Here is a 20,470-nt window from a genome sequence, read left to right on the forward strand (position 1 = left end):
CGGAACCAGAATCGCGTGCCATACTCCAAGGCACTCCGATTCAGACAGATGAAGCCGCACATGCCCAAAGGATTGATTCGCGCGATTGGCGCCTTGTTGACTGCTCTGGCCCTCTACAGCCTGCTGGGGTTTCTGATTTTGCCGGGCATCGCCCTGCGGGTGGCCAACCAACAACTGGCCAACTACGCGACCGTGCCTGCGCATATCCAGCGCATCGAACTCAACCCGTTCAGCCTTGAAGTCACCCTGTGGGGCCTGGTCATCGGCGAGCCGGGCAAGGAACAGGTCGGTTTCGAACGCCTGTACGCCGACCTGCAAATCGACAGCCTGTGGACCAAAGCCCTTCATCTGGCCAACATCGAACTGGATAAATCGAAGAGCGAAATCCTCTTCGCCAAAGACGGCAAGCTCAACCTGCTGAGCCTGTTCAATGTGCCGGCCAGCGAACCCACTCCCGTAGACCCGAACGCCAAACCGTTTCCGCTGCGCATCGACAACATCAAACTGGCCGGCGGCGTCGTGCATTTTCAGGATGTGCGCCCAAGCGAACCCATCGAATTCCTCTACGACGATCTGAATTTTGAGCTGAAAAATCTCAGCACCCTGCCCGAAGACAGCGCCGACATGACCTTGGTCGCCATCGGCCCGCAAGGTGGGCGAATCGACTGGGCCGGTAATTTCAGCCTGATCCCGTTCACCTCCGAAGGCACCCTGAAAGTCACCGACGGCAAGATGAAAGCCTTCTGGCCCTACGTGCGTGACTCCGTGCCGTTGGTGCTCGAAGACGGCGTGATCAGCCTCAGCACCGAATACAAACTCAATCTGTCGAAAGAAACCGAGCTGCTGCTCAATAACGTCGCCGTCAGCATCGCGCCATTCGCCATCAAGGCCCCGGATGGACGCCCACTGGCGAAACTCGAACGTCTGGACGTCAGCGAAACCAGCGTCGATCTGGCCAAACAGCAAGTCGTGGTCGGCAAGATCCGCAGCCAGAAACTGGAAACCTGGGCAGGACTTGAGGCCGACGGCCAACTCGATTGGCAGAAGCTGTTCGCCAGCCAGCCGTCGAAACCTGCGGCCAAAGCCGCCGCTGAACCGGCCAGCACACCGGCAGCCGCAGACTCGCCGAAAGCCGAACCGAACGCCCCGAGCAAACCGTGGCAAGTGCTGCTCAAAGATGTCCAACTGCGCAATTACACCGTGCATTTGGCGGACCGTTCGGCGAATCCGCCGGTGGCGCTGGACATCACCCCGCTGAACGTCGACCTGCAGGATTTCGACAGCCTCAACGGCTCGCCCTTCAAGCTCAAGCTCGACAGCGGGCTGGGCAAACAAGGCAAGATCAGCGCCGACGGCACGGTCAATCTGGCCCCGGTCAATGCCCAGCTCAACGTCAAAACCCAAGACATCGACCTGCGTGTCGCCCAGTCCTACATCAACCCGTTCATTCGCCTGGAACTGCGCAGCGGCATGCTCGGCAGTGACTTGAAGGTCAATCTCAAGAGCACCGAACCGCTGGCGCTCAGCGTCACCGGGCGGGCGCAGATCGATCAATTGCACACCCTCGACACCCTGAAAACCCGCGACTTCCTCAAGTGGCAGCAGGTCGTCGTCGAAGGCCTGAACTATCAACACGGCGACAGCCTGTCGATTGACAAGGTCAACCTGTTCCAGCCGTATGCGCGATTCATGATCAACGATGATCGCACCACTAACATCGACGACTTGCTGATTCCGCAACCCGCCGACAGCGGTGCGAAAACCACGGCGACCAAACCGGCCAGCAAAGACAAACCGCTGGGCATTCACATCGGTGGCATCGCCATTAACGACGGCTCGGCCAATTTCGCCGACTTCAGCCTGACGCCGAACTTCGCTACTGCGGTGCAGCAACTCAACGGTCAGATCGGCACCATCGACAGCCGCCAGGCGAAACCGGCCAGTGTCGACATCAAGGGCAAGGTTGACCGTTATGCGCCAGTGACCATCAAGGGCGCGGTCAATCCGTTCGACCCAATGGCGAGCCTCGACATCGCCACCAGTTTCAAACGCGTCGAACTGACCACGCTGACGCCCTACTCCGGCAAGTTCGCCGGTTACCGCATTCGCAAGGGCCGCCTCAACCTCGACCTGCATTACCTGATCACCAAAGGCCAGTTGAAGGCCGAGAACAAAGTGGTGGTCGAGCAACTGCAACTGGGCGAGAAAGTCGATAGCCCGGATGCCGTGAGCCTGCCGCTGAAACTGGCGATTGCCTTGCTCAAGGACGTCGACGGCAAGATCTCCATTGAGTTGCCGGTGACCGGCGACCTGAACAATCCGCAGTTCAGTGTGATGCCGATTGTCTGGCAAACCCTGCGCAACCTGATCGTCAAAGCCGCTGCCGCCCCGTTCAAATTGATCGGTGGGCTGGTCAGTGGTGGCGGTTCGCAAGACCTCGGCACCGTGTCGTTCGCGCCGGGTTCCAGTGAGCTGAACAAGGACGCCGAAGCCGCGTTGGTCAAGCTGTCTCAAGCGCTGAAGGAACGTCCGGCATTGCGCCTGGAAATCGAAGGCACCGCTGCGAAAAGCAGTGACGGTCCGTTGATCGCCGAACAGCGTCTGGAGCGTGAATACCAGTACAACTACTACAAGATGCTCCAGCGTCGTGGCGATAAAGTACCGGCTCAAGCGTCGCTGATCGAAGTGCCGGACAGCGAGAAAGGCCCGCTGCTCGAAGGCATCTACCGCACGCGTCTGAAAACCCAGCCGCCGGCGGAATGGAAGGACTTGGGCAAGGAAGAACGCACGGCGAAGATGCGCGAAGGCGTGATCAATTTCTGGAGTGGCAGTGATGTGCTGTTGCGCCAGTTGGGTCAGGACCGTGCCAGCAGTATCAAGGATTATCTCGTCGATAAAGGCCAACTGGCCGACGACCGCGTGTACTTCATCGACGCCAACCTTGGCGAGGCCGAGAGCGATGGTCGCGTGGTCACGCAAATGCACCTGGATGCCGAATGATGAAGCGACATTGGCTGGCCGCGCTGACACTGACCCTCGCTGCCGGCCACGCCGAAGCGTCCGACACGCTGCGTTGCGGCAGCCAGTTGATCAGCCTGGGCGACCGCTCCAGCGAAGTGCTGCAGAAGTGCGGTGAGCCAGTCAGCCGCGACGTGCTGGGCTATAAGCGCAGCGCCAATCGGCGTGAGGAGTTTCAGGTCGAGGAATGGACCTACGGCCCGAGCAACGGCATGTACCAGTACCTGCGTTTTGAAGGCAATCGCCTGCGGCAGATCAACAGCAAACGCGGTAACTGACCCTAAACCGATTCCCCCTGTAGGAGTGAGCCTGCTCGCGATAGCGGTGTGTCAGTCAGCAATTTCATTAGCTGGCAGACCGCTATCGCGAGCAGGCTCACTCCTACAGTTGTTTTGTGATGCCATCTGATTCTTTTCTCCCTGAAATAGAACAGGCCCCGACACAAGTGGCGGGGCCTGTAATGGTCACATCCGTGTGACCGTTCGCATGAACTCTAAAGTTGCGGCAGACGTATTACTCGGCCCGTCTGTCGCGCCTTCTCCCGGTCCAGGCGAGAAGTCATGCCTTACTCGGCTTTCAGGCCGTCAGCGGAGACCGCTTTAACGCCTTTGATTTTCTTGGCGATCGCAACAGCGACGTCTTTCTGCGAATCAGTTACTGCAGTAGTCGACGACAGCGACACAACGCCTTTGTTGGTTTCTACTTTGATATCGGTACCTGGGATGCCTTTTTCGGTGACCAGATCAGCTTTGACCTTGGTGGTGATCCAGGTATCGGAGGTGGCTTCTTTAGCTTCAGTCACTTCGCCGGCAGCCAGCATCATTGGAGCTTGGGTAGCTTGGGTGGTTTGCGCGAAAGCACCGGTCATGGTCAGGGTCAGCGCGGTAGCAGCAGCGGCAGTGATAGCGAACTTCTTCATACGAGTAACTCCTGTTTTTCTGGAAAGTCTGCTGGATTACTTGTCAGCAGGGTTACCAAGGTAGTTGCGAACGCTGTGCCAACTTTTTCAAAGACATAAATCACTTACAAATCAATAAGTTATGAATTATCAGAAATTCCGGATTCATGCAAAATGCATGACTCGGAAAATATTCGCATGCAAGTTGCGGTTTTTTGGAAAGTTCCTAAGATGCTGAAATTATTGAAGCTTTTGTGAAATAGCGCGCAATGAAAAATGCCCCGCAAGTGCGGGGCATTTTCTGACAGTGCAGCTGCTTATGTACCGCTTGCAGTGCACCCTTTAGGCGAGTAATCCGCCGCAACGTTTGTGGTACATGCCCACCCGGTAGCAGCAGAGCGAGTCAGCGTAATCGTTTTACCCAGCACAGGTGCCGGAGCATTGGCGATCGTACAAACGATGCTCCCTGCGCCATCAGCTGCCGTGCCGGATGCAGTCAGTGCGCAGTTGGACGTGGTGGTTGCCGCATCGCCTTTGACGAGAGCGAGTGTCGGGTTCGTCCCTTGATTGATGGTGTCTTCAAACGGCACCTTCATCGCGCTGATTTCCGCCAGCCCCGCTGTCACCTTGGACCGCGCCTGATACTTGGAGTACTGCGGCAAGGCGATAGTCGCCAGAATCCCGATGATCGCCACAACGATCAGCAGCTCGATCAGAGTAAAACCTTGTTGTTTTTTCATAGACACGCTCCATGCATGAGTCGAAATCTCATGATCTGAAAGTGACGCAGCATAGGCCATGCCAAAGCCTCCAAGGCCCCGTGCATGGGGTGTAGAGTGCGAGCCGCGCCTTTTCCTACAACCTGCAACCGCACTATCTGACACTTTTTGTCACCTGCACCGACCGTGTTTGGCGCTGTCACTTGACTAGGCTATAAGTCATGAACTGCAAGCGTGCGGAATCCCCATGAATGACATCGCTCTGAGCGGTCTGGCCAAGCAATTGGTGCAGGCCGAACTGCTCACGGAAAAAAGCGCCCAGCAAGCCTGGCAACATGCCCAACGCAATCGGCAGTCGCTGGTCAGCTATCTGGTGCAAAGCAAACTGGTGAAAGGCTGGCAGGTGGCCGAGATCGCCTCGGAACACTTCGGCATGGCGTTTCTCGACCTCAATTGCCTGGACAAGGAAACCCAGCCCAAGGGACTGGTCAGCGAGAAACTGGTGCGCCAGCACCACGCCCTGCCCCTGTGGCGACGCGGCAACAAACTGTTCGTGGGCATCTCCGACCCGAGCAATCATCAAGCGATCAACGACATCCAGTTCAGCACCGGCCTGAGTACGGAAGCGATTCTGGTCGAGGACGACAAGCTCACCGAGGCCATCGAAAAGTTTTTCGACACCCATGCAACCGGCCTGGAAGAAATGGCCGACGTCGACCTTGACGGCCTCGACGTTGAATCCAGCGACGACAGCAGACAGGACACCATCGGGGGGCTGGATGCCGACGATGCACCGGTGGTGCGCTTCGTCCACAAGATGCTGCTGGATGCGATCAAAAGCGGCTCTTCCGACCTGCACTTCGAGCCTTACGAAAAAAACTACCGGGTCCGGGTGCGTACTGACGGCATGTTGCGCGAGGTGGCCAAACCGCCGATCCAGTTGGCGGGCCGCATCGCCGCGCGCCTGAAAGTCATGGCCAGCCTCGACATCTCGGAACGGCGCAAACCCCAGGACGGGCGGATCAAGATGCGGCTGTCGAAAAGCAAGTCGATCGATTTCCGGGTCAACACGCTCCCGACGCTGTGGGGCGAAAAAGTGGTGATCCGGATCCTCGACCCGTCCAGCGCGCAGATCGGGATCGATGCGCTGGGCTATGAGCCGGCGCAGAAAGAGCTGTACATGGCCGCGCTCAAACAGCCACAAGGCATGATTCTGGTCACCGGCCCCACCGGTTCGGGTAAAACCGTGTCGCTGTACACCGGCCTGAACATTCTCAACACCGTCGACATCAATATTTCCACCGCCGAAGACCCGGTCGAGATCAACATGGAAGGCATCAACCAGGTCAACGTCAATCCCAAACAGGGCCTCGACTTCGCCCAGGCGTTGCGTTCGTTTCTGCGTCAGGACCCGGACGTGATCATGGTCGGCGAGATCCGTGACCTGGAAACCGCCGAGATCGCCATCAAAGCCGCGCAGACCGGTCACCTCGTGCTCTCCACCCTGCACACCAACAGCGCGGCGGAAACCCTCACGCGCCTGCACAATATGGGGATTCCCGGTTTCAACATCGCCACCTCGGTCAGCCTGATCATTGCCCAGCGTCTGGCGCGCAAACTCTGCAGCCATTGCAAACGGCCGATCGAGATCCCGCGCGAAACCCTGATCAAGGAAGGTTTCCCCGAGGAACGCATCGGCCATTTCACGATCTACGAGCCGGTCGGTTGCGATCATTGCAACGGTGGATACAAGGGTCGCGTGGGGATTTATGAAGTGGTGAAAAACACCGCAGAGCTGCAACGGCTGATCATGGCCGAAGGCAATTCACTGGAAATCGATATCCAGATGCGTCGCGACGGCTTCGACGACTTGCGCACCTCCGGGCTGCACAAGGCCATGCAAGGCACCACCAGCCTTGAAGAAATCAACCGGGTCACCAAGGACTGAACATGGCGGTCAAGGCAGCGAAAATGAACGTCTACGCCTGGGAAGGCACGGACAGAAAGGGCAGCAAAATCACCGGGGAACTGAGCGGAGTGAACCCCGCACTGGTCAAGGCACAGTTACGCAAACAGGGAATCAATCCCGGCAAGGTGCGCAAGAAATCGGCGTCGCTGCTGAGTTTCGGCAAACGCATCAAGGCGCAGGACATCGCCCTGTTCACCCGGCAGATGGCAACCATGATGAAGGCCGGCGTGCCGCTGCTGCAGTCTTTCGACATCATTGGCGAAGGTTTCGAAAACCCGGCTATGCGCAAACTGGTGGACGAGGTGAAACAGGAAGTCGCCGCTGGTAACAGCTTCGCCACGGCGCTGCGCAAGAAGCCGCAGTATTTCGACGAGTTGTATTGCAACCTGGTCGATGCCGGCGAGCAGTCCGGTGCCCTCGATACCCTGCTGGAACGGGTCGCGACCTATAAGGAAAAAAGCGAACGGCTCAAGGCCAAGATCAAGAAAGCCATGACCTACCCGACTGCGGTGATACTGGTGGCGGCCGTGGTGACCGGGATCCTGCTGGTGAAAGTGGTGCCGCAATTCCAATCGGTTTTCTCCGGTTTTGGCGCCGAACTGCCGGCCTTCACCCTGATGGTGATCAGCCTTTCCGAATTCATGCAGCAGTGGTGGTGGGCGATCCTCGGCGTGTTGGTGGTAGCCATTTTCGGCACCCGCCATGCGCTGAAAAAATCTCAGGAATTGCGTGACCGTCGCGACACCTGGCTGTTGAAACTGCCGTTGGTCGGCACGTTGATGTATAAATCCGCCGTCGCCCGTTTCGCGCGAACCCTGTCGACAACGTTTGCCGCCGGGGTACCGCTGGTGGAAGCCCTCGACTCGGTGGCCGGCGCCACTGGCAATGTGGTGTTCAAGCGTGCGGTGCTGCGGGTACGCCAGGACGTCTCCACCGGCATGCAGTTGAATTTCTCCATGCGCAGCACCGGCGTGTTTCCCAATATGGCCGTGCAGATGACCGCGATTGGCGAGGAGTCGGGCGCACTGGACGAAATGCTCGACAAGGTCGCAGGCTTCTACGAGGAAGAAGTGGATAACATGGTCGACAACCTCACCAGCCTCATGGAGCCGTTCATCATGGTCGTGCTGGGGGTGATCGTCGGCGGGCTGGTGGTGGCCATGTACCTGCCGATCTTCCAACTCGGCTCAGCGATCTGACATGCCTATCGACGAACTGTTTGCCCTGTATCCGCTGGCCTTTGTCGGCACCGCGTTGCTGCTGGGGCTGGTGGTCGGCAGCTTCCTCAATGTGCTGGTCTGGCGCCTGCCGAAAATGCTCGAACGCGATTGGCGCCAGCAGGCCCACGACGTACTCGGTCTGCCCGGCGAGACGCCGCTGCCCACCTACAACCTGGTGCTGCCGCACTCCGAGTGCCCGCACTGCGCGCACCGGATCCGTGCGTGGGAAAACATTCCGCTGCTCAGTTACCTGTGGCTACGCGGGCGCTGCTCGGCCTGCGCCGCACCGATCAGCAAGCGTTATCCGCTGACCGAATTGGCGTGCGGCCTAATGTCGGCCTTCATCGCCTGGCATGTCGGTTTTGGCTGGCCGGCTGGTCTGCTGATCTTCCTCACCTGGGGCTTGTTGGCGATGAGCCTGATCGACACCGAGCACCAGTTGCTGCCCGATGTACTGGTCATGCCGCTGCTGTGGCTGGGGTTGATCGTCAACAGCTTCGGGCTCTTCGTGCCGTTGCACGATGCACTGTGGGGCGCGGTGGCCGGTTACCTGGCGCTGTGGTCGGTGTTCTGGCTGTTCAAGCTACTGACCGGCAAGGACGGCATCGGTCACGGTGATTTCAAGTTGTTGGCGCTGCTCGGTGCATGGGGTGGCTGGCAGATCTTGCCGCTGACGATCCTGTTGTCGTCGCTGGTCGGCGCGATTATCGGGGTGATTCTGTTGCGATTGCGCAAGCAGGAAACCTCGACGCCGATCCCCTTCGGCCCCTATCTGGCAATTGCCGGCTGGATTGCCTTGCTCTGGGGTGGTCAAATAACCGACTTCTATTGGCAGTTTGTCGGTTTGAAATGAATACCCCTGTGGAAAAACCCTGGATTCTCGGCCTGACCGGCGGCATCGGCAGCGGCAAAAGCGCGGCGGCCCAGCACTTCATCGATCTCGGCATTCATGTCGTCGATGCCGATCACGCCGCGCGCTGGGTGGTCGAACCGGGCCGTCCGGCGCTGGCGAAGATTGCCGAACATTTCGGCCCCGGCGTGTTACAAGCTGACGGCACGCTGGACCGTGCGGCGCTGCGCAAGCTGATCTTCGAGGTACCGGAACAACGGCGCTGGCTCGAAGCCCTGCTGCATCCGTTGATCGCCGAGGAAATCGCTCATCACCTGGCGCTGGCAAAATCGCCGTACGCGATTCTGGTTTCGCCGCTGTTGATCGAGTCCGGGCAATACGCGATGACCCAGCGCATCCTGGTCATCGACGCCCCGCAACAATTGCAGATCGAACGCACCCTGCAGCGTGACCAGACCAGCGAACAGCAGGTTCAGGCGATCCTCAAGGCCCAGTCGAGCCGTGAAGACCGCGTGAGCCGTGCCGACGACGTGGTGGTCAACGACCGCGACCTCGCCTGGCTGCACAGCGAAGTCGAGCGTCTGCATCACTTTTACCTGACTTTATCCGGAGGCCAAGCATGAGCCAGACCCCAACCGTTGAATGCCCAACCTGCGGCGCGCCCGTTGAATTCACCCCTGAAAACAAGTTTCGTCCGTTCTGTTCCGATCGCTGCAAACTGATCGACCTCGGCGCCTGGGCCTCGGAAGAACACAAGATTCCGGTCGCACCGGACGCTGAGGACGAATTGTTCTCCGGCGACTTCGATCCGCGCCACTGATCCCGCTCAGGGCCGCATAAAGCCGTAGTCCTGATCGTCGTCGAGGTTTTCCGCAAGAAAGCGCAACTCATCGGCCAGGTCTTCGGCGTTGCGCACCGCCTTGCTCTGCTGCACCACGGCACTGAGCAAGGCGCGCAAACTCAAACCGGGATCAAATCCCACCTCCTGCGCCATCTCCAGACTCTGCCGGGTTTCCTGCCTCGCCCATTCGTACACACTCATGCCGCTGCTCCTGAAAGGATTTGCGTGAGCATGAAATGTCCTGCGCGTGGCCGGTTTGATGTGGATCAAGGCTTCGGATCGTCGTCCTTCCACGGCGCCGAAAGGTAACGGGTGCGGTTAAAGGTCTCCAGCCATTCCGGGCTGAACACCACCAGCGCACTGATGATCATGCCGTTGATGAACGCCTCGGGAAAAATGATCAGCCACAGGTAGCCGATGAAATCTTCCAGCCACTCGGGCATGGCGAAGAGGCCGTCGTACCACAGCAGCGTCAGGCTCAATAGCAGGCAAAGCAATGCCGACAACGCGGCCGCCAGAAACCCGGAACAGAAGATGTAGACGAATGGATTTCGCGGCTGAGCGCGCTCGACGAGGATTGCTACGCACTCGGTGATCAACACCGGCAGCAGAATAAACAGCGAACCGTTGACCCCAAGCGCCGCAAGATCCTGGCGCCCGAGCATCACCAGGCCAATTTGCGCGACGAGCCCGCCAATAATCGCCAGTGGCCAGTCCAGCAGCAAGGTCACCGCCGTCATGCCAATGAAGTGATAAGACACCCCGGTGTCGAAATCCCTGCGCACCAGCCACAGCAGAAACAACGCGAACACCGTGCCGAACAGCAAATGCTGGCGACGGCTGTCGCTGAACAACTCGACCCACGACGCACGCGCGAGCGCCCACAGCAGCACCGGCAGGTAAATCAGCCAGCCGAGCGTCAGGCTTGTTGTCGAAAGCAGTTCAGCTCCGATCATGTCCCTCACCTTCTGCGCACATCCCTCGTAGGAGCTGCCGCAGGCTGCGATCTTTTGATCTTGTTCTTTTTACAGTCAAAAGATCGCAGCCTTCGGCAGCTCCTACAAGGGCAAGGTAAACGGGCGGTTCAAGCAAAGCTTTCTGCTTGTCGCATTTGAACGCTAAGCTTGGGCCTATGGATGACTCAGATTATTTACGCCTGCTGACCATCGCGGCCGAGCAAGCCAACGCGTTCCTGTCCAATGCCCGCAAATGGGAGCGTGAGCGTTGGGTCTGCCAGCGCCTGCTGCAAGGCCTGAACATTCCCTATCGCGCCGACGAATTCGCCCCTGCCGGCGAGCCGCCGGACGTATTGTTTCGCGATGCCAATTTCGAAGTGTTTTTCGTCCTCGACGAAGGCCGCAGGCTGAATGACGAATGGCGCGATGAACTGCAACGCCGGCGCAGTGCCTTCTCGCTCAGCCAACTGGTGCGCCGCGAAGCCAAGCCCAAGCGGATCCCCGCCAATGAGTTCCTGATGCGACTGGCACCGACCTTGCGCAAAAAAGCCCACAACTACAAAGAACGCGGCATGGATCTCGGCGAGCTGGACATCATCGCCTTCGCCAGCCTCAAGCGCGAAGTGCTGGATCTGAACAGTCACTTCCCGCCGCCCACTGAATATTTGCGTCAGGGCTGGCGCTCGCTGTCCCTCGTCGGCCCGACCTTCGCCCGCGTGCTGTTCGCCCACCCGGATGCCCCGGATTTTCTGCGCAGCAACCTCGGCCGCAGCATCGTCTTCGACGTCGGGATCAGCCTGTGACGCCGCTTCAGCAGTTGATCGCCGATGTGCCGCAGACCGGGCGTGTGCGCTGGATCGGCGTGCGCCCGGAATCCCGTGGGCCGATGATCGAGCTGGATGCCGTCGAGGCACGACTCGAGGCGGGGCTGACCGGCGATCATGCGCGCCCCGGTGTGCGCAATGCGCGGCAGGTGACGCTGATCCAGTGGGAACATCTGGCCGTTATCAACGCCTTGATGGGGCGTCCGGACGATCAACCGGTCGAGCCTGAAGATCTGCGGCGCAATCTCGTTATCAGCGGTATCAATTTGTTTAGCCTGAAGGGTCGGCGTTTTCGCATCGGTCAGGCAATATTCGAGACCACGGGCTGGTGTCAGCCCTGCGCACGCCTGCAAAACAACCTTGGCCCCGGCACCTTTCAAGCGGTGCGCGGGCATGGCGGAATCACCGCGCGGGTGTTACAAAGCGGGATCATTCGCCTTGAAGACAGGGTCAGCGTCGAACCGGTCCCGGACAGCGGCTATGCTGCGTTCAACCCCGGATAAAAACCGCTGTAGCTTCTGCCCATTCAGCAACGTCTACCTGACGAGGCAAATATGACCAGCCGCCTGAACCCCGAAGACCAGAAACATGTCGAAGAGTACCTGCAATTGTCCCAACACCGTGTCGAGCGCCGGCCATTCCGGCCGTGGATGCTCCTGGTGCTGGTGCTGGCAGTGACCATTGGTCTGGGCCTGTTGAGCCGATTTATCAGTTACCTGACGCTATGAGCAGCTTGGCGCTCGCTTGGGTAACCGCACCGATTTCCTTTAAAAACCTTGCGAGTTATCCCTATGTCCCATCGTATTGTTATTGTCGGCGGCGGCGCCGGCGGTCTGGAGTTGGCTACCCGTCTGGGTAAGACTCTGGGCAAGCGTGGCACCGCCAGCGTGATGCTGGTCGACGCCAACCTGACGCACATCTGGAAGCCTTTGCTGCACGAAGTGGCCGCCGGATCGCTGAACTCCTCCGAAGACGAACTCAACTATGTTGCCCAGGCGAAATGGAACCACTTCGAGTTCCAGCTGGGGCGCATGAGCGGGCTCGATCGCGCGCAGAAGAAAATCCAGCTGGCGGCCACCTACGACGAAAACGGCGTAGAACTGGTGCCGGCGCGCGAAGTGCAATACGACTCGCTGGTGATCAGCGTCGGCAGCACCACCAACGACTTCGGCACTCAGGGCGCGGCGCAGCACTGCCTGTTCCTCGACACCCGCAAACAGGCCGAGCGCTTCCACCAGCAACTGCTGAATCACTATCTGCGTGCACACGCCGGGCAAACCGATGTGGTCGAGCAGATCAGCGTGGCCATCGTCGGCGCGGGCGCCACTGGCGTTGAGCTGGCGGCAGAGCTGCACAACGCCGCGCACGAATTGGCGGCGTATGGTCTGGACCGGATCAAACCGGAAAACATGCACATCACCCTGATCGAAGCCGGGCCTAGGGTGTTGCCTGCCCTGCCTGAACGCATCAGCGGGCCGGTGCACAAGACTCTGGAAAAACTCGGGGTCAATGTGATGACCAACGCGTCGGTCAGCGAAGTCACCGCCGACAGCCTGATCACCGCCGATGGCAACGTGATCAAGGCCAGCCTGAAAGTCTGGGCCGCCGGTATTCGGGCGCCGGGTTTCCTCAAGGACATCGATGGCCTGGAAACCAACCGCATCAATCAACTGCAAGTGTTGCCGACGCTGCAAACCACCCGCGATGAAAACATCTTCGCCTTCGGTGACTGCGCCGCCTGCCCGCAACCGGGCACCGATCGCAACGTGCCGCCGCGTGCACAAGCGGCGCATCAACAGGCGTCGTTGCTGGCCAAGTCGCTGAAACTGCGCATCGAAGGCAAGACCCTGCCGGAGTACAAGTACACCGACTACGGCTCGCTGATCTCGCTGTCGCGTTTTTCGGCTGTGGGTAACTTGATGGGCAACCTCACCGGCAGCGTCATGCTCGAAGGCTGGCTGGCGCGGATGTTTTACGTGTCGCTGTACCGCATGCACCAGATGGCGCTGTACGGACCGTTCCGCACGGCGATGCTGATGCTCGGTAGCAAGATTGGTCGCGGCACCGAGCCACGCCTGAAACTGCACTAAAACAAAAAAACTGTGGGAGCTGCTCCCACAGTTTTTTGTGCTGCCCACATAATCAGCAGACAAGCGCAATAAATGTAGGAGTGAGCCTGCTCGCGATAGCGTTCTGTCAGTCACATCGTCAGTGACCAAACCACCGCTATCGCGAGCAGGCTCACTCCTACAATGGATCTCCATTTATCAGAGCTGGAAGCGCCGCACCATGCCCTGCAGCGCGTTGGCCAGTTGTGACAGTTCATGGCTCGATGCGCTGGTCTGGTCGGCACCCGCCGCCGACCGCACCGACAGATCGCGAATATTCACCAGATTACGATCCACCTCACGCGCGACTTGCGCCTGTTCTTCCGCCGCGCTGGCGATCACCAGATTACGCTCGTGAATTTCGTGCACCGACGCCGTTATGGTCAGCAACGCTTCTCCCGCACGTTCAGCGAGCACCAAGGTACTGGCAGCACGCGAAGCACTGGCCTGCATCGAATCCAGTGCCAGGCTCGAACCGCTGCGCATGCCTTGCACCATCTGTTCGATCTCCTGGGTCGATTGCTGAGTGCGATAAGCCAGCGCTCGCACCTCATCGGCCACCACGGCGAAGCCTCTGCCGCTCTCCCCCGCCCGCGCCGCTTCGATCGCCGCGTTGAGTGCCAGCAGGTTGGTCTGCTCGGCAATCGCGCGGATCACATCGAGTACTTTGCCAATGTCCTGCGACTGGTTCGCCAGTGACTGCACCAGTTCGCCGGTGTGCTGCACATCATTGCTCAGCGCGCTGATGGCACTGGCGGTTTCGCTGACGCGTTCCTGACCCACATGCGCTGACTCGCTGGACTGCCGCGTGGCGTCCGAGGTCGATACCGCATTGCGTGCAACCTCTTCCACCGCCGTGGTCATCTCGTTGACGGCGGTGGCCGCTTGTTCGATTTCGTTGTTCTGCTGTTGCAGGCCCTGCGTGCTGTCGAGCGTCACCGCGTTGAGTTCGTCGGCGGCGGTGGTCAGTTGCGTGGCCGAGGCGCTGATGCCTTGCAGCGTTTCCCGCAAATTCTGCTGCATGGTCGCCAGGGCCTTGAGCAAGCGGCTGACTTCATCGTTGCCATGGGTTTCGATTGGGCGGGTCAGATCGCCCTGCGCCACGCTTTCAGCGGCGCTCACTGCGCTGCTCAGCGGACGAACGATACTGCGCGTCAGCAACATCGCCAACGCCACCGTGGCCAATGCCGCCAATGCAATGAACAGGCTGACGATGGTGCGCGACGTCTGGTAATGATCGGCGGATTTCTGGCTTTCAGCGGCCACCTGTTTGGTGAACAGGTCCGCCAGGTCATTGAGTTGCTTGCCGGAACCATCGACGACGGTTTTCATGTCGACCAGCAACAATTTGGTCAGCTCATCTCGCTTGCCTTGCTCGGCGAGGGTGAAGGATTGAGCGATACCGCTGCGATAGGCCGCGAAAGTTTTTTTGAACTGGTCGTAGAGCTGCTGGCCTTCCGGGGTGGTGACCAGTTTGTCGTAGGTGGCGATTTTCTCGCTCAGCTCTTTGTCGCGGGTGTCCATCTGGCTGCGGTAGGTGGCGATGTTGTTCGGATCCTGATCCAGCGCCATGCGCAGCGAGATGGTGCGGATACGTAGCATGATCTCGCGGATCTCGTCGCCGCCACGAATACTCGGCAACCACTGATTTTCGACCGCGACCTCACTGTCGCGGATGCTCGACATCTGCCCGAGCGCAAACACGCCGAGCAAAGCGACCAACACCGCGATCAGGGCGAATCCCAGGGCAGCCCGGGGAGCAATATTCAACTGACGAAGCAACATGACGCACGCCCTTATTCTTGTATTGGCCAGATTCAAGGGGCGAAGCCATGGCAGTCCCCTCGTGTTAGCGGGCTATCGGCAGGTTGTATGACGACTTGAAGGGGAAATGGGTTTTTGTCGGACAAAAAAAATCCCCGTATCTTTCGATACGAGGATTTTTAATATGGTCGGGGTAAGGGGATTCGAACTCCTGACATCCTGCTCCCAAAGCAGGCGCGCTACCGGACTGCGCTATACCCCGGTAAAAAAAAGGCGACCTTTCAAAGATCGCCTTCTTCGATCAGCGCTTTTGGCCTCTGATCTTAAGATTCGATCCCAGCGTTAACTGGTTTCAAAAATGGTGGGTCGTGTGGGATTCGAACCTACGACCAATTGGTTAAAAGCCAACTGCTCTACCAACTGAGCTAACGACCCAAAAATGGTCGGGGTAAGGGGATTCGAACTCCTGACATCCTGCTCCCAAAGCAGGCGCGCTACCGGACTGCGCTATACCCCGGCTTGAAATTGGCTCCGTGACCAGGACTCGAACCTGGGACCCAATGATTAACAGTCATTTGCTCTACCGACTGAGCTATCACGGAACTACATATTTCAATTTACAACGGTGAAACTTACTGCTTCCAGTCACTCGTTCGCATCGCTGCGTTCGTGTGTCTGAGGCGCGCTATTCTACAACCTAGAACACCTCTGTCAACCCCCTAAATTGCTTTCAAGTTAATGATTTGCAACTTATTTCAGATTTCAACTCAGTGAGCTGAGACCGTCTTGGCGACTGACTGCGGGGCGCACTTTACAAGCCTTTTCCTTTGAGTTCAACAGCCTAACGAAAAAAAAGGCCCCACAAGGTGGGGCCTTCCAATTTTCATTGGCGTTTGGGCTTAGTTGAAAACGATTTCGTCGTTCTCGACAGCCCCGGTCGCCGTGTCGCCTGGCATGAAGTGACCCGAAAGGATCAGTTGCGCCAGCGGGTTTTCGATCCAGCGCTGGATGGCCCGTTTCAAAGGACGCGCGCCATACACCGGGTCGTAACCAACCGCGATCAGCTTGTCCATCGCTTCCGGACTCAGTTCCAGCTTCAGCTCACGCTCCGCCAGACGCGTCCGCAGACGGCTCAACTGGATCTCGGTAATGCCTGCGATCTGATCCCGCGCCAAGGGCTCGAAGATCACCACTTCGTCGACCCGGTTGATGAACTCCGGACGGAAGTGCGACGTCAGCGCATCCATGACTGCAGCGCGTTGCGCCTCACGATCACCGACCAGCTCCTGAATCTGCACAGAGCCAAGGTTCGAGGTCATGACGATCACGGTATTGCGGAAGTCCACCGTGCGGCCATGGCTGTCGGTGAGGCGACCATCCTCAAGCACTTGCAGCAGGATGTTGAACACATCCGGGTGCGCCTTCTCGACTTCGTCCAGCAGGATCACCGAATAAGGCTTGCGACGCACAGCCTCGGTCAGGTAACCGCCCTCTTCGTAACCGACGTATCCCGGTGGCGCACCGATCAAGCGAGCCACGGAATGTTTCTCCATGAACTCGGACATGTCGATCCGCACCATCGCCTCTTCAGTATCAAAGAGGAATTCGGCCAGCGCCTTGCATAGCTCGGTTTTACCGACACCGGTCGGGCCGAGGAACATGAACGAGCCGCTTGGGCGATTCGGGTCAGACAACCCGGCTCGCGAACGCCGCACGGCGTTGGCCACAGCGACCACGGCTTCTTCCTGACCGATCACGCGTTTGTGCAACAGGCTTTCCATCTTCATCAGCTTGTCGCGCTCGCCTTCGAGCATTTTCGACACGGGGATGCCGGTCCACTTCGACACGACTTCGGCGATCTCTTCCTCAGTCACCTTGCTGCGCAGCAACTGATTTTCGCTCTTGCCGTGCTGATCGACCATTTGCAGGCTGCGTTCCAGATCCGGGATCACCCCGTACTGCAACTCTGCCATGCGGTTCAGATCGCCCTTACGGCGTGCGGCTTCCAGTTCCTGACGCGATTGCTCGATCTTCTGCTGAATCTGCGCAGAGCCCTGCACCTCGGCTTTTTCCGAGTTCCAGATTTCTTCCAGATCGGAATACTCGCGTTCGAGGCGGACGATTTCTTCCTGGAGTTTCTCCAGACGTTTCATCGCCGCTTCATCGCTTTCTTTCTTCAGTGCCTGGGATTCCACCTTCAACTGAATCAGGCGACGTTCCAGACGATCGAGCACTTCCGGCTTGGAATCGATTTCCATACGGATGCGGCTGGCGGCCTCGTCGATCAGGTCGATGGCCTTGTCCGGCAGCTGCCGATCGGTGATGTAGCGATGGCTGAGCTTCGCCGCCGCGATGATCGCGCCGTCGGTGATCGCCACCTTGTGGTGAACCTCGTAACGTTCTTTAAGGCCGCGCAGGATCGCGATGGTGTCCTCTTCGCTCGGTTCATCCACCAATACTTTCTGGAAGCGTCGCTCGAGCGCCGCGTCCTTCTCTATATATTGGCGATACTCGTTGAGCGTGGTCGCGCCGACGCAGTGCAACTCGCCGCGAGCCAGTGCTGGCTTAAGCATGTTGCCGGCGTCCATCGAGCCTTCGCCTTTACCCGCGCCTACCATGGTGTGCAGTTCGTCGATGAACAGAATGATCTGCCCTTCCTGCTTCGACAGCTCGTTGAGCAGCGACTTCAGGCGCTCTTCGAACTCACCGCGATACTTGGCACCGGCAATCAGCGCGCCCATGTCCAGCGAGAGCAGACGTTTGCCCTTGAGGCCATCCGGCACTTCGCCGTTGATGATGCGCTGAGCCAGACCTTCGGCGATCGCGGTTTTACCCACGCCAGGTTCGCCAATCAGCACCGGGTTGTTCTTGGTGCGGCGTTGCAGAACCTGAATGGTGCGACGAATTTCGTCATCACGACCGATCACCGGATCAAGCTTGCCGTCTTCGGCGCGCTTGGTCAGGTCGACGGTGTATTTATCCAGCGCCTGACGCGACTCTTCGTGGTTGGCGTCATTCACCGCTTCGCCGCCACGCAGATTGGTAATCGCGTTCTCCAGGGCTTTCTTGCTCACGCCTTGGCCGAGCAACAACTTGCCGAGCTTGCTGTTCTCGTCCATTGCAGCGAGCAGCACCAGTTCACTGGAAATGAACTGGTCGCCCTTCTGCTGAGCCAGACGGTCAGCCTGGTTAAGCAGACGCGCCAGATCCTGCGACATGTTCACGTCGCCAGTCGGGTTCTGGATTTTCGGTAATTGGTCGAGCTCTTTGGTCAGCTCTTTGCGCAAGCTGTTGACGTCGAAGCCCACCTGCATCAGCAGAGGTTTGATCGAACCACCCTGCTGTTCAAGCATGGCTTGCATCAAGTGCGCCGGCTCAATCGCCGGATGATCATGGCCGACTGCCAACGACTGGGCGTCGGACAGGGCCAACTGTAATTTACTGGTTAAACGGTCTATTCGCATAAGTCACCTTCCTTTTGAGCAGGCCGGACCTAAAAACCATCCTGAATAAAGAAACCTGCCAGATACCACTGTAGATGCGGTCGATTCTGGGAGATTCAAGCGTCAGAGAGTTGATTCAAGTCAGGCAAGTCTAGCGGGTGAGCCAGACCAAGGAGGCAAAGCGACCGGTGCGCGACGCACGGCGATAAGAGAAGAAGCGTGGATCAGTCACGGTGCAGAAACCGCCGCCGTAAACCGCGGTAACACTCCGCTCAGCCAGACGCAGGCGCGCCAGCAGATAGATGTCAGCCATGAACTTGCCGGCGTTGTCGCTCGGCACGAAGGCGCTTGCCGCTTCCGGCAATTGATTGATGAAGACCTCCCGCACTTCGGGGCCGACTTCAAAGGCTTGCGGGCCAATCGCCGGGCCGAGCCAGACCAGAACGTCCTTAGCCGGAACATCGAGGCTGTCGAGCGTTGCTTCAAGTACACCCGCCGCCAGACCACGCCAACCGGCATGAGCCGCCGCCACGCGAGTGCCACCGCGATCACAAAACAACGCTGGCAAGCAATCCGCCGTCATCGCCGCGCAGGCAATGCCTGGTGTTGCGGTCCAGCTGGCATCGGCGGTCGCAACAATGCCCGGATCAGCATGAGCCACGGCAATCCCGTGTACTTGCTGCAACCAGGCAGGCTGTATAGAGAAGTGTTCGGTCAGGCGCCGACGGTTCTCGGCAACGGCTTCTGGGCGATCATCGACATGATCGCCCAGATTGAGGCTGTCGAACGGCGCCTCGCTGACACCACCCTCTCGAGTGGTGACACAGGCTTTGACGCTGGCCGGCGCGGGCCAGTCCGGCGTCAGCCAGTTCATCCGATGAACGCCTCGCGATCCTGCTTGAGCAGGGTCAGCAGCCAGACGAAATCTTCCGGCAGCGGTGATTCCCAGCTCATGCGCACACCGGTCGTCGGATGATCCAGCTCAAGGAAACGCGCGTGCAGGGCCTGACGCGGGAAATGCTTGAGCGATTCAACCATCGTCGGGTTGGCCGCTGGCGGAATGCGGAAACGACCGCCGTACGCCGGGTCGCCGACCAACGGGAAGTTGATGTGTGACATGTGTACGCGGATCTGGTGAGTACGACCGGTTTCCAGCTTCACCCGTACGTGGGTGTGGGAACGGAAACGCTCCAGCACGCGGTAGTGACTGACAGCAGGCTTGCCGCCTTCCATCACCGCCATGCGCTGGCGCTGCTGGCCGTGACGACCGATCGGGGCGTTGATCTTGCCACCGGCGGTGACCACACCAATCACGATGCACTCATAGATGCGGCTGACGCTGCGACTCTGCAATTGAGTAACGAGCTTTGTCTGCGCCTGAATGGTCTTGGCCACCACCATCAAACCGGTGGTGTCCTTGTCCAGACGATGCACGATACCGGCGCGCGGGACATTGATGATGTCCGGTACGTGGTGCAGCAAGGCGTTGAGCAGCGTGCCATCGGCGTGACCGGCAGCCGGGTGCACCACCAGGCCCGCAGGCTTGTTGATCACCAGAATGTCGTCGTCTTCATAGACGATGTCGAGTTCGATGTCCTGGGCGATCCACTCGCCCTGGGCTTCCTGCTCGGCAGTCAGCTCAAGGATGGCACCGCCGTGCACGATGTCGCGAGGGCGGATGACCGCCCCGTCCACAGTCAGGCGACCTTCTTTGATCCAGGCGGAAAGGCGCGAGCGAGAGTGCTCAGCGAAGAGTTGGGCAGCGACTTGATCGAGGCGTTGGCCGCCCAATTCGGACGGCACCTCTGCGCGAAGTTCAATTTTATCGGACATGCTCTGACTGTGCGTCGGCACAGCTTT

General features: G+C 58.9%; 19 protein-coding genes and 4 tRNA genes. 11 read left to right on the forward strand and 12 right to left on the reverse strand.

Going from position 1 to position 20,470, the window contains the following annotated elements; all coding sequences use genetic code 11:
• Positions 1 to 48: 48 nt before the first annotated feature.
• Both AC3Y64_RS23830 and AC3Y64_RS23835 read left to right on the forward strand, forming a co-directional pair.
• Positions 49 to 3,000 carry a DUF748 domain-containing protein gene (locus tag AC3Y64_RS23830; RefSeq protein ID WP_489985453.1) on the forward strand — a complete coding sequence of 984 codons (2,952 nt, stop codon included), beginning with the start codon at positions 49 to 51 and terminating at the stop codon, positions 2,998 to 3,000.
• Positions 3,000 to 3,296, forward strand: coding sequence for a DUF2845 domain-containing protein (locus AC3Y64_RS23835; RefSeq protein WP_489985454.1), 297 nt, complete (start codon positions 3,000 to 3,002; stop codon positions 3,294 to 3,296). The genes AC3Y64_RS23830 and AC3Y64_RS23835 overlap by 1 nt, the downstream gene beginning before the upstream one ends.
• Before the next feature lie 287 nt (positions 3,297 to 3,583).
• On the opposite strand, the gene AC3Y64_RS23840 is transcribed toward AC3Y64_RS23835, so the two are convergent.
• Entirely contained in the window at positions 3,584 to 3,937 is a 354-nt protein-coding gene (locus AC3Y64_RS23840; RefSeq protein ID WP_489985455.1) for a BON domain-containing protein, read from the reverse strand.
• A gap of 296 nt (positions 3,938 to 4,233) precedes the next feature.
• A complete protein-coding gene (locus AC3Y64_RS23845; protein ID WP_489985456.1) occupies positions 4,234 to 4,656 on the reverse strand; it encodes a pilin in 423 nt (140 codons plus the stop codon).
• A 226-nt stretch (positions 4,657 to 4,882) separates the two neighbouring features.
• Between AC3Y64_RS23845 and pilB the strand changes: the two genes are divergently transcribed.
• Genes pilB through yacG form a run of 5 tightly spaced genes read left to right on the forward strand, consistent with a single transcriptional unit; the run spans position 4,883 to position 9,494 of the window.
• On the forward strand, positions 4,883 to 6,583 hold the full coding sequence (gene pilB, locus AC3Y64_RS23850; RefSeq protein WP_489985457.1) for a type IV-A pilus assembly ATPase PilB: 1,701 nt from the start codon (positions 4,883 to 4,885) through the stop codon (positions 6,581 to 6,583).
• A 2-nt stretch (positions 6,584 to 6,585) separates the two neighbouring features.
• Positions 6,586 to 7,803, forward strand: coding sequence for a type II secretion system F family protein (locus AC3Y64_RS23855; RefSeq protein WP_489985458.1), 1,218 nt, complete (start codon positions 6,586 to 6,588; stop codon positions 7,801 to 7,803).
• A 1-nt stretch (position 7,804) separates the two neighbouring features.
• Complete coding sequence (locus tag AC3Y64_RS23860) at positions 7,805 to 8,677, forward strand: prepilin peptidase (RefSeq protein ID WP_489985459.1); 873 nt, start codon at positions 7,805 to 7,807, stop codon at positions 8,675 to 8,677.
• Positions 8,674 to 9,297: a dephospho-CoA kinase gene (gene coaE / locus AC3Y64_RS23865; protein ID WP_095121774.1), complete on the forward strand. Its 624-nt coding sequence runs from the start codon at positions 8,674 to 8,676 to the stop codon at positions 9,295 to 9,297. Before AC3Y64_RS23860 ends, coaE begins: the two co-directional genes overlap by 4 nt.
• Positions 9,294 to 9,494 carry a DNA gyrase inhibitor YacG gene (yacG, locus tag AC3Y64_RS23870; protein ID WP_064392456.1) on the forward strand — a complete coding sequence of 67 codons (201 nt, stop codon included), beginning with the start codon at positions 9,294 to 9,296 and terminating at the stop codon, positions 9,492 to 9,494. Before coaE ends, yacG begins: the two co-directional genes overlap by 4 nt.
• A 6-nt stretch (positions 9,495 to 9,500) precedes the next feature.
• Here the strand turns inward: yacG and AC3Y64_RS23875 are convergent, their stop codons facing one another.
• Both AC3Y64_RS23875 and AC3Y64_RS23880 read right to left on the reverse strand, forming a co-directional pair.
• The gene (locus tag AC3Y64_RS23875) at positions 9,501 to 9,716 is read right to left on the reverse strand and encodes a hypothetical protein (protein ID WP_007959584.1); all 216 of its coding nucleotides are present in this window, start codon (positions 9,714 to 9,716) and stop codon (positions 9,501 to 9,503) included.
• Between the two features lie 65 nt (positions 9,717 to 9,781).
• Positions 9,782 to 10,471: an energy-coupling factor ABC transporter permease gene (locus AC3Y64_RS23880; RefSeq protein WP_489985460.1), complete on the reverse strand. Its 690-nt coding sequence runs from the start codon at positions 10,469 to 10,471 to the stop codon at positions 9,782 to 9,784.
• Positions 10,472 to 10,647: 176 nt separating this feature from the next.
• Here AC3Y64_RS23880 and AC3Y64_RS23885 point away from each other — a divergent pair, with 176 nt between their 5' ends.
• From AC3Y64_RS23885 to AC3Y64_RS23900, 4 genes are all read left to right on the forward strand, one after another.
• Positions 10,648 to 11,274, forward strand: coding sequence for a DUF1780 domain-containing protein (locus AC3Y64_RS23885; RefSeq protein WP_008078503.1), 627 nt, complete (start codon positions 10,648 to 10,650; stop codon positions 11,272 to 11,274).
• Positions 11,271 to 11,798, forward strand: coding sequence for an MOSC domain-containing protein (locus tag AC3Y64_RS23890; RefSeq protein WP_489985461.1), 528 nt, complete (start codon positions 11,271 to 11,273; stop codon positions 11,796 to 11,798). The genes AC3Y64_RS23885 and AC3Y64_RS23890 overlap by 4 nt, the downstream gene beginning before the upstream one ends.
• A 51-nt stretch (positions 11,799 to 11,849) precedes the next feature.
• Positions 11,850 to 12,023: a DUF3094 domain-containing protein gene (locus AC3Y64_RS23895; RefSeq protein WP_007909875.1), complete on the forward strand. Its 174-nt coding sequence runs from the start codon at positions 11,850 to 11,852 to the stop codon at positions 12,021 to 12,023.
• 63 nt (positions 12,024 to 12,086) lie between these two features.
• Complete coding sequence (locus tag AC3Y64_RS23900) at positions 12,087 to 13,385, forward strand: NAD(P)/FAD-dependent oxidoreductase (protein WP_489985462.1); 1,299 nt, start codon at positions 12,087 to 12,089, stop codon at positions 13,383 to 13,385.
• A gap of 177 nt (positions 13,386 to 13,562) precedes the next feature.
• On the opposite strand, the gene AC3Y64_RS23905 is transcribed toward AC3Y64_RS23900, so the two are convergent.
• The 8 genes from AC3Y64_RS23905 to rluD all read right to left on the reverse strand — a co-directional run bounded on the left by AC3Y64_RS23905 (position 13,563) and on the right by rluD (position 20,443).
• Positions 13,563 to 15,188 (reverse strand): methyl-accepting chemotaxis protein, encoded by a 1,626-nt coding sequence (locus AC3Y64_RS23905; protein ID WP_489985463.1) that lies wholly within the window; start codon positions 15,186 to 15,188, stop codon positions 13,563 to 13,565.
• 164 nt (positions 15,189 to 15,352) lie between these two features.
• Positions 15,353 to 15,429, reverse strand: a tRNA-Pro gene (locus AC3Y64_RS23910).
• A gap of 97 nt (positions 15,430 to 15,526) precedes the next feature.
• Positions 15,527 to 15,602 (reverse strand) — tRNA-Lys (locus tag AC3Y64_RS23915).
• A gap of 5 nt (positions 15,603 to 15,607) precedes the next feature.
• Positions 15,608 to 15,684, reverse strand: a tRNA-Pro gene (locus AC3Y64_RS23920).
• Positions 15,685 to 15,693: 9 nt separating this feature from the next.
• A tRNA-Asn gene (locus tag AC3Y64_RS23925) sits at positions 15,694 to 15,769 on the reverse strand.
• A gap of 297 nt (positions 15,770 to 16,066) precedes the next feature.
• On the reverse strand, positions 16,067 to 18,631 hold the full coding sequence (gene clpB, locus AC3Y64_RS23930) for an ATP-dependent chaperone ClpB (RefSeq protein ID WP_489985464.1): 2,565 nt from the start codon (positions 18,629 to 18,631) through the stop codon (positions 16,067 to 16,069).
• 130 nt (positions 18,632 to 18,761) lie between these two features.
• Entirely contained in the window at positions 18,762 to 19,484 is a 723-nt protein-coding gene (pgeF, locus tag AC3Y64_RS23935) for a peptidoglycan editing factor PgeF (RefSeq protein ID WP_489985465.1), read from the reverse strand.
• Positions 19,481 to 20,443, reverse strand: coding sequence for a 23S rRNA pseudouridine(1911/1915/1917) synthase RluD (gene rluD / locus AC3Y64_RS23940; RefSeq protein WP_122592797.1), 963 nt, complete (start codon positions 20,441 to 20,443; stop codon positions 19,481 to 19,483). The genes pgeF and rluD overlap by 4 nt, the downstream gene beginning before the upstream one ends.
• Positions 20,444 to 20,470: the final 27 nt, after the last annotated feature.

Source organism: Pseudomonas sp. 4CAES_32.4, from assembly GCF_058136335.1.